The sequence below is a fragment of the Serratia sp. CoH_134_PS_4 genome (genome assembly GCF_058190535.1).
Map to the genome: position 1 here is coordinate 61315 of NZ_JBXWKI010000018.1, position 13952 is coordinate 75266.

Annotated in this window: 12 protein-coding genes; 5 read left to right on the plus strand and 7 right to left on the minus strand. The window is 52.7% G+C overall.

All coding sequences use genetic code 11. The features are described 5' to 3' along the window. The first annotated feature begins 11 nt into the window (after positions 1 to 11). The 5 genes from yeiB (at position 12) to mglC (ending at position 6250) form a co-directional block, all read left to right on the plus strand. Positions 12 to 1193, plus strand: coding sequence for a DUF418 domain-containing protein YeiB (gene yeiB / locus AC2FCQ_RS22020; protein ID WP_322740299.1), 1182 nt, complete (start codon positions 12 to 14; stop codon positions 1191 to 1193). Positions 1194 to 1322: 129 nt separating this feature from the next. Next, entirely contained in the window at positions 1323 to 2360 is a 1038-nt protein-coding gene (gene galS, locus AC2FCQ_RS22025) for an HTH-type transcriptional regulator GalS (protein WP_209632434.1), read from the plus strand. Between the two features lie 254 nt (positions 2361 to 2614). Then, entirely contained in the window at positions 2615 to 3607 is a 993-nt protein-coding gene (gene mglB, locus AC2FCQ_RS22030; protein WP_037420206.1) for a galactose/glucose ABC transporter substrate-binding protein MglB, read from the plus strand. A gap of 112 nt (positions 3608 to 3719) precedes the next feature. Next, the gene (gene mglA / locus AC2FCQ_RS22035; protein ID WP_209632435.1) at positions 3720 to 5228 is read left to right on the plus strand and encodes a galactose/methyl galactoside ABC transporter ATP-binding protein MglA; all 1509 of its coding nucleotides are present in this window, start codon (positions 3720 to 3722) and stop codon (positions 5226 to 5228) included. Between the two features lie 11 nt (positions 5229 to 5239). Continuing rightward, a complete protein-coding gene (gene mglC / locus AC2FCQ_RS22040) occupies positions 5240 to 6250 on the plus strand; it encodes a galactose/methyl galactoside ABC transporter permease MglC (protein ID WP_012005998.1) in 1011 nt (336 codons plus the stop codon). A gap of 67 nt (positions 6251 to 6317) precedes the next feature. On the opposite strand, the gene sanA is transcribed toward mglC, so the two are convergent. The 7 genes from sanA to AC2FCQ_RS22075 all read right to left on the minus strand — a co-directional run bounded on the left by sanA (position 6318) and on the right by AC2FCQ_RS22075 (position 13828). Beyond that, complete coding sequence (gene sanA, locus AC2FCQ_RS22045) at positions 6318 to 7055, minus strand: outer membrane permeability protein SanA (protein ID WP_490308979.1); 738 nt, start codon at positions 7053 to 7055, stop codon at positions 6318 to 6320. 171 nt (positions 7056 to 7226) lie between these two features. After that, complete coding sequence (locus AC2FCQ_RS22050; RefSeq protein ID WP_209632437.1) at positions 7227 to 8924, minus strand: NAD-dependent malic enzyme; 1698 nt, start codon at positions 8922 to 8924, stop codon at positions 7227 to 7229. Positions 8925 to 9146: 222 nt separating this feature from the next. Beyond that, complete coding sequence (cdd, locus tag AC2FCQ_RS22055) at positions 9147 to 10031, minus strand: cytidine deaminase (protein ID WP_265555335.1); 885 nt, start codon at positions 10029 to 10031, stop codon at positions 9147 to 9149. 137 nt (positions 10032 to 10168) lie between these two features. Further along, positions 10169 to 10864, minus strand: a complete 696-nt coding sequence (locus AC2FCQ_RS22060) for a CidB/LrgB family autolysis modulator (RefSeq protein ID WP_209632439.1) — start codon at positions 10862 to 10864, stop codon at positions 10169 to 10171. Beyond that, on the minus strand, positions 10861 to 11268 hold the full coding sequence (locus AC2FCQ_RS22065; protein ID WP_490308978.1) for a CidA/LrgA family protein: 408 nt from the start codon (positions 11266 to 11268) through the stop codon (positions 10861 to 10863). The genes AC2FCQ_RS22060 and AC2FCQ_RS22065 overlap by 4 nt, the downstream gene beginning before the upstream one ends. Positions 11269 to 11400: 132 nt before the next feature. Beyond that, a complete protein-coding gene (locus tag AC2FCQ_RS22070; RefSeq protein WP_265555330.1) occupies positions 11401 to 12627 on the minus strand; it encodes an MFS transporter in 1227 nt (408 codons plus the stop codon). A 130-nt stretch (positions 12628 to 12757) separates the two neighbouring features. Next, the gene (locus tag AC2FCQ_RS22075; RefSeq protein ID WP_490308977.1) at positions 12758 to 13828 is read right to left on the minus strand and encodes a sugar ABC transporter substrate-binding protein; all 1071 of its coding nucleotides are present in this window, start codon (positions 13826 to 13828) and stop codon (positions 12758 to 12760) included. Positions 13829 to 13952: the final 124 nt, after the last annotated feature.

The window sequence follows — 13952 nt, forward strand, 5'->3', positions numbered from 1 at the left end:
GCGGTAAAATAATGAACAATGCTCCGATAACACCGCTGCCGCGCATCGCCACGCTGGACTGCGTGCGCGGTATCGCCATCCTTGGCATTCTGCTGCTGAACATCAGCGCCTTTGGATTGCCGAAAGCGGCCTATCTTAACCCTGCCTACCTGGGGCTGCCGCCGTCGCGCGATGCTTGGACCTGGGCGCTGTTGGATATTTTCGCTCAGGCCAAATTTCTGGCGATGTTCGCACTGTTATTTGGTGCCGGTTTGCAGATGTTGCTTCGCCGCGGCAAAGGCTGGATACGTGCACGGTTGTCTTGGCTGGTGCTCTTTGGCTTGGCCCATGCCATCTTCTTCTGGGACGGTGACATTCTGTTGGCCTATGGGTTGATTGGTCTTGTGTGCTGGCGGATGATCCGCGATGCCAAAGAAACCTATCAACTGCTGAAAACGGGCGTGGTGCTGTACCTGATCGGCGTAGGGGTACTGCTGCTACTGGGCTTTATCTCGCACGGTGAACCGGGCGGTTTTTGGCAACCGGGCGTGGCAGAGCTGCAGTATGAGAAATTCTGGAAGTTGCAGGGGGGAATGGAAGCCTGGCGCAGCCGCACCGATCTGCTCTCTTCGAGCCTGTTGGCGATTGGCGCGCAATACGGCTGGGAACTGGCGGGCCTAATGCTGTTCGGTGCCGGGTTGATGCGCAGTGGCTGGCTGCGTGGGACTTATTCTCCGGGTTACTATCGTCGTCAGGCGGCCTGGCTGATACCGCTTTCATTGTTAATTCAATTACCGGCAGTGGCATTGCAATGGCATCTTCACTGGGACTACCGCTGGAGCGGTTTTTTATTGCAGGTGCCGCGTGAACTGGGCGCCCCCTTGCAGGCCATGGGGTATCTGGCCTTGTGCTACGGTTTCTGGCCAACGCTGTCGCGCCTACGTATCGGCCATTGGCTGACGCAGGTCGGGCGTATGGCCTTGAGCAATTACCTGCTGCAAACGCTGATTTGCACCACGTTGTTCTACCGCTTTGGCTTGTATCAGCAATTTGACCGTCTGCAATTATTGGCGTTTGTTCCCGCAGTTTGGTTGGCTAACCTGTTGTTTTCAAACTTGTGGTTGCATTATTTTGCTCAGGGCCCGGTTGAGTGGCTATGGCGCAAGTTGACTCGTCTGGCTGCCGGCAAAACGGAGGCCAAGGTACTGAACTGAGATCTGGCGCAGGTAGGTTAAAAAAATGTATGTAAACGTTTTCTTTCCTGTGACGTAATTCACGCAGAGGAGGAGGACAAACGGGGTAGGATAGCGCCACTGTCAACTACCCCGACCTCAGGATCTTTCATGACCTCTGTTCACCCAACCACCATTCGCGACGTGGCGAAGCGTGCGGGCGTGTCCGTGGCGACCGTCTCCCGCGTGCTCAACCACAGTGCCCTGACCAGCAAAGAAACGCGTGAACAGGTGCTCAAAGCGGTGGCCGAACTGGGTTATCGGCCCAATGCCAATGCGCAAGCACTGGCGACGCAGAGCAGCGATACCCTCGGAGTCGTGGTGATGGACGTCTCCGATCCCTTCTTCGGCGCATTGGTGAAAGCGGTAGACACTGTCGCGCAGCAACATCATAAATATCTGTTGATTGGCAACAGTTACCATCAGGCGGATAAAGAGCGCCACGCTATCGAGGTACTGCTCCGGCAGCGGTGTAATGCATTGATTGTTCATGCAAAAACCCTGTGTGATGCAGAATTGATCGGCTTTCTTGATCAGGTGCCGGGTATGGTATTGATCAACAGAATTATTGCGGGTTATGAACATCGCTGCGTCGGCCTGGACAATATCAGCGGCGCAGAGATGGCAATGCGTTTGCTTTTATCACAGGGCCATCAGCGTATCGGCTATTTGGGCTCCAACCACCCCATTGAAGATGGTCCGTTACGTCAGCAGGGCTATGCGCAGGCGATGGGCACTGCCGGCCTCGCGACGCCAGACAATTGGCGTGCCTATGGTTCGCCGGACTTGCAGGGCGGGGAGTCTGCAATGATCGAGTTGCTGAGCCGTAACCTGCACTTGAGCGCCGTGTTCGCCTACAATGACGCCATGGCTGCCGGTGCCATGGCGGTGTTGAAAGAAAACGGTATCACAGTACCGCAAAATTTCTCGCTGGTGGGGTTCGATGACATTCCTATCGCGCGCTATACCAGCCCGAAACTCACCACGGTACGCTATCCCATTGTTACCATGGCGACTTTGGCGACTGAACTGGCCCTGCAGGGAGCAGCAGGCCAGCTGGAGACTCAGGCCCGTCATTTGTTCATGCCTACCCTGGTGCGCCGCCATTCTGTTGCCCCTTGGCAAAGTGAGGCGACGGTCACTCTCTGAACATTTAATCTTGTGTAACCGTTTTCAATTTGTGAGAAAATTCACAGATTATTAACATCACGCCGTCTATGCTCTAGGCGTTTTCCAGCGTAAAGGCACTTGCCGCTGCTGTTTTATCTCACGCTGGCGTCCTATTTTTCAGGAATAACATGATTCACGGATGACAGGGAAACTCCTAGGCCCGGTCGTGCACTCACCACCGGTGACCCTTGGCCAAATACTGAGCAAGACCCTACATAAACCGGAGACACACAATGAATAAGAAGGTTTTCACCCTGGCCGCGACGGCCGCAGCCATGATGTTTGGCGCCGCAGCACACGCAGATACCCGTATTGGCGTCACTATTTATAAATACGACGACAACTTTATGTCGGTGGTTCGCAAGGCAATCGAGAAAGACGCCAAGGCCTCTCCGGATGTCACTTTGCTGATGAATGACTCACAGAACGACCAATCCAAACAGAACGACCAGATCGATGTGCTGATTGCCAAAGGCGTAAAAGCGCTGGCGATCAACCTGGTTGACCCGGCAGCTGCCCCGGTGGTTATTGATAAAGCACGCGCAAACGATATCCCGATCGTGTTCTACAACAAAGAGCCTTCACGTAAAGCGCTGGACAGCTATGACAAAGCGTATTACGTGGGAACCGACTCTAAAGAATCCGGCGTGATCCAGGGTCAATTGATTGAGAAGCACTGGAAAGCGAATCCGAACTGGGATCTGAACAAAGATGGTCAGATTCAGTATGTGTTGCTGAAAGGCGAACCAGGCCATCCGGACGCCGAAGCACGCACCACCTACGTGGTGAAAACACTGAATGACGACGGCATTAAGACTCAGCAGCTGCAAATGGATACCGCAATGTGGGACACCGCACAGGCGAAAGACAAGATGGATGCCTGGCTGTCTGGCCCTAACGCCAACAAAATTGAAGTGGTTATCGCCAACAACGATGCAATGGCGATGGGTGCGGTAGAAGCGCTGAAGGCACATAACAAATCCAGCATTCCGGTCTTCGGTGTGGATGCGTTGCCTGAAGCACTGGCGATGGTGAAGTCCGGAGCGATGGCGGGGACAGTATTGAACGATGCCGACAATCAGGCTAAAGCCACTTTCGAATTGGCGAAAAACCTGGCTGCGGGCAAACCGGCTGCCGATGGCACCAAATATAAGATCGAAAATAAAGTGGTTCGTATTCCTTACGTTGGTGTAGATAAAGACAACCTGTCTCAGTTTGTCAAATAAGTGCTGAGATAACACACAATGAACCCGTTTGCGGTGCGCTAACCCGCGCCAACACCAGGAAAGCCGCAAACGGGGCATTTATTATTAAAAGACCGACAAGCCAGGTGTATTTATGGCCGACAGCCCACGCGAATTTTTACTGGAAATGACCGATATCAGTAAGTCATTTCCCGGCGTCAAGGCATTGGATAATGTGAATCTGCGTGTTCGTCCGCACTCCATTCATGCGTTAATGGGGGAGAACGGCGCGGGGAAATCGACATTATTAAAATGCCTGTTTGGCATTTATAAAAAAGATGCCGGCAGTATTATTTTTCAGGGCCAGGAAGTTGATTTCAAAAGCTCTAAAGAGGCATTGGAACACGGTGTTTCAATGGTTCATCAAGAGTTAAACCTGGTCTTGCAGCGTACCGTGATGGACAACATGTGGTTGGGGCGTTACCCGACCAAGGGCATGTTTGTCGATCAGGACAAGATGCTTAAAGACACTCAGGCGATATTTGACGAGTTGGATATTGATATTAATCCACGGGATAAAGTGGGGACGTTATCGGTATCGCAAATGCAGATGATCGAAATTGCCAAGGCTTTCTCCTACGACGCTAAAATTGTCATTATGGATGAGCCGACATCGTCACTGACGGAAAAAGAGGTGAATCATTTATTCACCATTATCCGCAAGTTGAAAGAGCGCGGCTGCGGCATTGTTTATATCTCGCACAAGATGGAAGAAATCTTCCAACTGTGCGACGAAATCACCATTCTGCGCGATGGTCAGTGGATCGCCACCCAGCCGCTGGAAGGGCTGGATATGGACAAGATCATCTCAATGATGGTGGGGCGTTCGCTCAGCCAGCGCTTCCCAGACAGGCAGAATACGCCGGGCGAGGTGATCCTGGAGGTGAAGAACCTGACGTCGTTGCGTCAGCCTTCGATTCGCGATGTTTCCTTCGATCTGCATCAGGGGGAAATCCTCGGCATTGCCGGGCTGGTGGGGGCCAAACGTACCGACATAGTGGAAACCCTGTTCGGCATTCGTGAGAAAATCGCTGGCACCATCAAGCTGCACGGCAAAGTCATCAACAACCACAGCGCGAATGAAGCGATAAACCACGGTTTTGCCTTGGTGACGGAAGAGCGTCGTTCCACCGGGATTTACGCCTATTTGGACGTTGGCTTCAACTCGCTGATCTCCAATATCCGCAACTATAAAAATAAAATCGGCCTGCTGGACAACGCGCGAATGAAAAGCGATACCCAGTGGGTGATCGATGCTATGCGGGTTAAAACACCCGGTCATCATACCAATATTGGTTCGCTGTCCGGCGGTAACCAGCAGAAGGTGATCATCGGCCGCTGGCTGCTGACTCAGCCGGAAATATTAATGCTGGATGAACCGACGCGCGGCATCGACGTTGGTGCCAAATTCGAAATTTATCAATTGATGACCGAACTGGCGAAGAAGGGCAAGGGGATCATTATTGTCTCGTCTGAAATGCCGGAGCTTTTGGGAATTACCGACAGAATATTGGTGATGAGTAATGGTCAGGTTGCGGGCATCGTTAATACCAAACAGACCTCGCAAAATGAAATTTTACGTCTCGCATCCCTGCACCTTTAAGGATCAGAATTATGAACGCGCTGAATAAGAAAACTTTGTTCACCTATTTTAAGGAAGGTGGCATTTACGTGGTATTGCTGGTGCTGCTGGCAATTATTATTATCCAGGATCCGACATTCCTCAGTTTAATGAACCTGAGTAACATCCTGACTCAGTCTTCGGTGCGCATCATTATTGCACTGGGCGTAGCGGGGCTGATTGTCACGCAGGGGACTGACCTGTCAGCCGGGCGTCAGGTTGGGTTGGCGGCGGTGATCGCGGCGACGTTATTGCAGTCAATGGATAACGTCAATAAAGTGTTCCCGCACATGGAAACCTGGTCGATTCCGCTGGTGATCCTGCTGGTGTGTGCCGTTGGCGCCGTGATCGGCTTGGTTAACGGGTTGATTATTGCTTATCTCAATGTGACACCCTTTATTACGACGCTGGGTACCATGATTATCGTGTACGGCATTAACTCGCTGTATTACGACTCTGTCGGCGCGTCCCCAGTGGCGGGGTTTGATCCCAAGTTCTCGACCTTTGCACAAGGATTCCTGCGTTTCGGGGACTTTAAGCTGTCGTACATTACCTTCTACGCCATCATTGCGATTATTTTTGTCTGGATCCTGTGGAACAAGACCCGCTTCGGTAAAAATATCTTCGCTATTGGCGGTAACCCAGAGGCGGCAAAGGTGTCAGGCGTGAACGTGCCGCTGAACCTGATCATGATTTATGCGCTGTCCGGCGTATTCTATGCCTTCGGGGGGTTATTGGAAGCGGGCCGTATCGGTAGTGCCACCAACAACCTTGGCTTTATGTATGAGCTGGATGCGATAGCCGCGTGTGTGGTGGGGGGCGTGTCCTTTGCCGGTGGGGTGGGGACGGTGCTGGGGGTGGTGACCGGGGTGATCATCTTCACCGTCATCAACTATGGACTCACCTATATCGGTGTTAACCCTTACTGGCAGTACATCATCAAGGGTGGCATTATTATCTTTGCCGTGGCCTTGGATTCACTGAAGTACGCCAAGAAAAAATAGTCGCGGTTCAGGGATGGAAACGGCCAGCACCTGCTGGCCGTTATTGTTTTGACCGAAGGGATTAAGACTATTTGGCCTTTTGCTTTTCAGCTGCCAGCTTGTGTTCCAGTTCAACCAACTGTTCAGGCGACACCGCCGGATAACCTTGAGCATCTTCAGGTACGGTATGCATGGCGGAAATGGGGATCAGCGGGCCAAGGAAACGGGGTTCGCGTTTGAGAATGTACAGATCGGTCAGTGCGCCAAGGCGGGCGAAGATCTCGCGAGCACGCACCGTCATCATATCTTTCGGTGAAGGTACCGCATAACACTGCGCCTGGATCCCCATATGCAACGCAATAAACAGCGCACGTTCGCAGTGGAAGCGTTGCGTGATGATAATAAAGTCGTTGGTATCAAACACTTTTCGGGTACGTACGATGGAATCCAGCGTGCGGAACCCTGCATAATCCAACACGATGTCGCTGGGCGCCACGCCTGCTGCAATCAAATCGCGGCGCATGGTCATAGGTTCGTTGTAGCTTTGCTGGGCATTGTCACCGCTCAACAGCAGGTATTTTACCTTACCGCTGTTGTAGGCGTTGATCGCTCCCTGAATGCGGTAGCGGTAATATTGGTTGATTACGCCGGTACGGTAATACTTGGCGGTGCCGAGTACCACACCCACTTGCCGATGGGGCAGACCTTGTAGCTCGTCATAGATGTAAGGCGTGGTTTTCCAGCTGATCCAGCGATCAAGCGCGAGAGCTGAAGCCATCACCAGTGCAGTAATGATGAACAGGCTGATGATCAGGCGTTTCCACATGTTATTGCCTTACGCGCACAGGGGCCAAAAAAGATGGTTCAAGGCTACTTTACCTGACTGGTTGAAGCAAGCTTGTCCCTCTCTCAAGCGCGCATTACGCGGCATTTTTAGGCAATGTTACCCATAAAAAAAGCCCGGTTAACCGGGCTTTATCTGCTTCATCTTTATCAATCAGAATGAGGTGCGCTTGTAGCTGCGATATTGCGGACGCCAGAAGTTGTGTTCGATGGCTTTTGACAGCGCTTCTTCAGAGGTGACGACGGCCATTCCCTGCAGTTGAGCCGCTTTGCCGACTTCCATTGCGATGCATTTCGACACGCCCTGAATATCATCGATATCCGGCAACAAGGCACCATGTCCATCGGTCGCTAACGGCGAACATTCAGCCAGTGCGCGGCTCGCGGCCATCAACATGGCATCGGTAACGCGTGTGGCACCGGAGGCCAGAACGCCCAAACCAATCCCTGGGAAGATATAGGAGTTGTTGCACTGGGCGATAGGGAACAGCTGGTCTTTATAGCTCACGGGGGCGAATGGGCTGCCGGTTGCCACTAACGCTGCGCCATCGGTCCAGTTGATGATGTCTTCCGGGCGCGCTTCCACGCGGGAAGTCGGGTTGGACAATGGCATCACGATCGGACGCGAACAATGCTTGTGCATTTCGCGGATCAGCTCTTCGGTGAACAGGCCCGGCTGACCAGAAACGCCAATCAGAATGGTTGGTTTGGCGTTACGTACGACATCCAGCAGTGAAATGGCATCGCTTTCTGTCTGCCATTCGACCAGATTTTCGCTTTTTTGCACCAGCTTGCTTTGGAAATCGAGCAGGTTAGGCAGCTTGTCGGTCAGCAGGCCAAAACGGTCGACCATAAAGACGCGCGCGCGGGCTTCATCTTCGCTCAGGCCTTCGGATTTCATCTGCGCGATAATTTGCTCGGCAATACCACAACCGGCGGAACCTGCACCAAGGAAGGTTACGGTTTGATCACGCAGTTGCCTGCCCGCCGCACGGCTGGCGGCGATAAGGCTGCCAAGCGTGACGGCTGCGGTACCCTGAATATCGTCGTTAAAGCAGCAGATTTCGTTGCGGTAGCGGTTCAACAGCGGGGTGGCGTTATTCTGTGCAAAGTCTTCGAACTGCAACAACACATTCGGCCAGCGACGTTTTACGGCCTGAATAAATTCTTCTACGAAAGCGTGGTATTCATCACCAGAAATACGCGGGTGGCGCCAACCCATGTACAGCGGATCATTCAGGCGTTGTGGGTTGTTGGTCCCGACATCCAGCACTACCGGCAGGGTATAGGCGGGGCTGATACCGCCGCAGGCGGTGTACAGAGACAGCTTACCAATAGGAATGCCCATGCCGCCGATGCCCTGGTCGCCCAGGCCGAGAATGCGTTCACCGTCGGTGACGACGATCACTTTGACGTTTTGCTTGGTGGCGTTTTGCAGCATGTCATCAATGCGATCGCGGTTCGGGTAGGAAATAAACAGCCCACGCGCACGGCGATAAATATCGGAGAAATGCTCACAAGCTTCACCCACCGTCGGTGTGTAGATGATTGGCATCATCTCACTCAGGTGTGAGTCAAGTAGACGGTAGAACAGAGTTTCGTTGGTGTCCTGAATGTTACGCAGGTAAATGTGCTTATCGCTGTCGTTTTTGAAATCCTGGTACTGGCGATAGGCGCGTTCTGCTTGTTCCTCAATGGTTTCTACGGCATCAGGCAGTAAGCCTTGCAGGTTAAAATGGCTACGTTCTTCTTCAGTGAAGGCGCTGCCTTTATTCAGCAGCGGGAATTCCAGCAGAATAGGGCCAGCATAAGGGATGTAGAGGGGGCGTTTGCTTTCGTATTCAAGTTCCATGGCTTTAGCTCTTCAACGTATCGGATAACTTTATGGGGTAGATCCTAAAAGATCGGGAAAATATGTACAGCAATTGTTATCGGATCATGAGGTAAATTGGCGCAATTATCGACGATCACGTCCTAATTTAACTAAAGAAAGTGTTTTAAGACGTGAATGCCATTGTAATCGGCTTGCGGGGCTGTTAACAGCGGTGCCAGGCAGCACCGCCAGGAGGCAGGATTAGAACGTGATGCGGCTGACGTCTTGGCAGCCGAGGGCGGCCAGCGTTGCGCGCGTAGCATCCCATTGTGTGAGAATGGCACTTTCCGGTTCAGCCAGCACTGCACGGCTCACTTTTTGGCAATCGCGGCCGGAGACATTCATCAGAATTAACGCGGCTTGCAGGGGGGGCAGACTTGGGTTGAACGCGGCGTTTTCAGCATAGCGGCCAGTGTAAATGGTACCGTCTTCGGCTTCTAGCGCAACCCCGCTGTGCGCATTGCTGTAGGGCGCATGGCTCTGATTGGCTGCGGCCAGTGCGGCTTTTTCCAGTTCGTGGGTTAGCGTCAGTTGGAAGCCGTGATCGACCCGATCCATCAGCAGTGTGGTGATATCCAGGTCTTTGGGGCCGAAGGCATCTGGCAGATAATCGCCAAGAGTTGCAGGTTCACGGCCAGGCAGGCGGATTTTCAGAGCGGTACCGCTGTTGAGTTCGTTCATAAACTGGCGGCAGTGGCCACAAGGCGTGTAGTTCACCGTGATGGAGACCAGGGCGGTTTCGCCGCGCAGCCAGGCATGGGTTACGGCACACTGTTCGGCATGAATGGTCTGCTGCATCGGCGCGCCACTGAACTCCATATTGGCGCCAAAATAGAGATTGCCGCTCTGTCCGCGGGCAATGGCACCGACATAGAACTTGGAGATCGGGGCTAACGAGCAGGCCGCCGCCAGGGGCAGCAGAGCAAATGCCAGAGCATCATCATCCAGCCCGCAGCGCTGCTTGATTGCATCCACCTGTTCTGCCTTAAACATGGCCGGAAAATCAGGCGCATCAATATAAGGTAATAGGGCGGATTGCAATGTGGCGGGCAGTTCACCGAAAGCGGTTTGAAAACGCGGGTGCATAGAAACTCTCTCTACAGGTTAACGGGATAACATTCTAGGCAGCTCAGTGCGAATAAAGTGTGATGAAAATCTCTTTATTGATGAAATCAATGCAATGAAATGCATAATTGCGGGACGTATCGCAAGTTTTAAGCCTTTCAACCGAACAGGTGCAGCAACACCGGGAACAGAAACGGCGCCAATAGCGAGGTAATGATCCCGCAGATGACTAACGCAAGTGAGCCGAATGCACCTTCCTGATAGTCCATTTCCGCACAGCGCGCCGTGCCCAGCGCATGTGATGCTGTCCCCATTGCCAACCCACGTGCCGAGCGGGTCGTGATGCCTAATATTTTGAACAAGGTATGCCCGAACACGGCGCCGAGAATACCGACGAAGATAACGCAGACGGCGCTGATCGCCGGAATGCCGCCAAGCGATTCTGCGACCGCCATCGCGATGGGCGTCGTGACCGATTTAGGCATGATGGACGCGGCAATCTCCGGTGTGGCCCCCATCCATAATGCGATAGCACCACCGCTGATCATGGCCGTCATGCTGCCGATAAAACAGACGGCGATGATGGACTTCCAGCGAGCGCGAATCTGGTGCAGTTGCTCATAAAGCGGGTAAGCCAGTGCCACTACGGCCGGTTGTAGCAAGTCATTGAGGATTTTACTGCCCTGAAAATAACGCTCATAAGGAATGCCCGTCAGCAATAGCAGGGGAATAATCACCGCCATTGACACCAGTAATGGGTTGAGCAGTGGCATATTCAGCCATTGGGCCAGCTTGCGTGCTGCGAAGTAGACCGCTAGCGTCAGCGGCAATGACCACCAGATTTCATGGATCATTTTTCGCCCTCCGCTGCATCAGACTTGCCGACGATGCGGCGTTCTCGATGGAAATAATGCGAGGTATAGCCGACAACGACTAACACCATCAGAGTACTTACGGCGCAAGAGATCACCAGTGGGCCGAGGTGTTCGATAATCTGGTCATAGTATTTCATCACGCCAACACCGATGGGCACGAACAAAAGCACCATATAGCGGATCAACAGATGACAGCCTGGTTTGACCCACTTGGCCGGCATAATTTGTGTGGAAAGCAGGGCGAACAGTAGCAACATACCGATAATGCTGCCGGGAATGGCGATCGGCAACAATGCCGCGAGCGCATTGCCGATAAACAAACAAAGGTAGATAAGGGCGATTGCCCTCAGGTATTTCCAGCACAGAGTGAGTAGCTTGGTCATAACTTAATCCTGTTTAACCGATGCATTCATCATACAATTAAACTGTGACCTTAGCCACAAATCACACCATGAATTCGCTCTATGACGACTATGCCGATTGAGCCGGTTGACAGTCGTCATTAAGCCGCATGCTCATTCTGCACTGACAGCATTATGGGTGTCCAACTGCTGTTTTTGCGCCAGGCGGTGCCCGAGGAAAAAGAATAACAGGCTAAATAACGCGGCGGCTATTAACATCATAAACATCATGTATGGTGCCGTGTAGCTGAGAATAAACCCGCACAGCACCGGATTGATGGCGCCGCCCAATGCACTGAGGTTTTGCACGCCGTAGTAGCTGCCTTTGAGATGCTGCGGCGCGATAAAATCGATAAACATATACTCCACAGGGATCACAATGATTTCCCCCAATGTGAATACCGCCATGGCCGCGATCCAGAGCCAGAGCGATTGCCCTGCCAACCAAAACCCCAGCAGCCCCAGAATGAAAAATAGCGTGCCCAGCGCCAGCCAGCGCAGCATGTTTTCCTGACGCATTCCTCGGCTCAGCACATATTGCAGGGCAATAACGATACAGGCGTTGACGATCATCACTGCGCCAATCACCTGATAGGCGAACTCTGCATTCGAAACGGTAATCAGGTATTGCGACAAATAGCCGGTGAACTGGCCGAAAACGACCGCCCCGAGTGTACTGCCAAGGGTAAAGTAAATCAGCCGACGATCGTTACGCAGGATTTTCAGCGTCTGGCGGAAATTCGGCGGTGCGGTAGGTATCACATCGCTTGCTGGTGGGGAGGGAACGCGCTGTCGGCGCAGGCTAAAATTCAAGGTTGTCACCGTGAGTAAAGCCAACCCGCCGGAAAGGTAGAAAGGTAACAATGGGTTCAGCCCTGCCACCATCACGCCCAGTGATGAACCTACCGCCCAACCCACGTTCACCAGCGTGTAGTTGATGGAAAAGGCTTTGATACGCTGTGCAACCGGCAGCCAGTCGGCAAAACAGGCCTTGATAGTAATGCCCAGTACGGAATAGGCAGTATGCAGGATAGCCAACACCACAATGATGCCGCCCGGACGCGGGATCCAAGGGATAGCGAAAAAGCTCAGGGCAAACAGCAGAATGGACGTCAGAATGAGCGTGTTCTTGTTGAATTTATCCACCAGGTAACCGCCGTACAAACTGGCGAAAATACCGATTGCCAGACTGATGCCCAGAATAATCCCGACACTTTTCGGCAGCAGGTGAAAATGCCCGGTAAGATAAATGGTAATGAATGGCAGAGTCACGCCGCGGCCGATGGTTAAGACCAGCGAACTCGCCAGCAGTGCGTTGATCAGTGGTGGGAATCCCTTCATGTCAGACCTGTTCATGCATACAGTTATTAACCCAATAGGGATAACATAGCGTATTTTAACCAACAAAGAAGGGGGGAATAGGGAATTGTGTGAAAAAAGAGGCTACCGGAATAGCCTCAGTGGAATGGGCTCATTGGCCTGTTTTGGTCTGCAACGTGGCGAACCAAGGCTGGATGAAAGCATCGCTGCTGCCCCAGCCCGGAATAATTTTAGCCAAACTGGCGACATTGACAGGACCAGGCTGACTGACCAGGAGTGCCTGCGGGATAGATGCGGCTTTAAATTCGTAGGTTGCCGGCGTCGGTTCGCCGGCAATTTTGTTCGCCACCAAACGTAAGTTGACTGCACCAATGAGCTTGGTATCCACTGCCACGCTGACTTTCCATGGGCTGTTGGCCTCGCGCATCAGTTGCAGATCCTGATTGGATATGTCGATGCTGTAGAGTTTGATTTCGGTGCGGCCGTTTTCTTTCAGCGCTTTATAAGCCCCTTGGCTGAAGGCGTCCCAGGTGCCCCAGATAGCGTCAATCTTGCCTTTCGGGTATTTGGCCAGTACAGCACCCACTTTATTGGCGGTATCCCCTTGTACGTCGGATGAGACAGCACCAATCGATTCCAGCTCATGAATGCCCGGGTTTTGTTTCAGCAACTGTTGATAGGCTGCCTGACGGCGCTCCATCGGCGGGAAGCCAGCGACCCAGAGCTTGATAATGTTGGCTTTGCCGTTGAAGTCCTTGATCAACTGTCCGAAGGACTCATTCGCCAGCGAGGCGTCATCTTGCTGTGAAACTGTGACGCCAGGAATACTGCCGCTGATATCGGTATCAAATGCGGATACGGCAATGCCTGCTGCGGCAATGCGTTTGACCAGCTCGGTCGAATAAGGCGCGCGCCCCTGCGAGAGGATAATACCGTCATATTTCTGGCTGATGGCTTGGTTTACGAAATCTTGGAAACGTGCATCATCACCATTGCTGAGAAAGGTATCGACCTTAAAGCCCAGCTTCCGACCCTCCTGAAGCGTACCGGCGAGAAACTGGGTGGTGTTGTCGTCAGATCCCAAATTACGGATTACCGCAATACGGATCGGTCCCTGATGTTGCGCGATGGCCGCAGGTACTGGCGTGGGTGTTTCTGCCGCGAACAGCGGCAAAACGGTCAGCAGGCCAATAGCCAGCAGCGGGGTCTTTAAGGTTTTCATTATTATTGGCTCCGAAAGCAGGTGAGATCTATCCCGGTAAGACGCTATTTATAGCAGTCTTTCCTTCTGGACGTCTACTTGTAATATCGGAGCCCCGTAACGGGCAATGGATCTGGCATTGCCC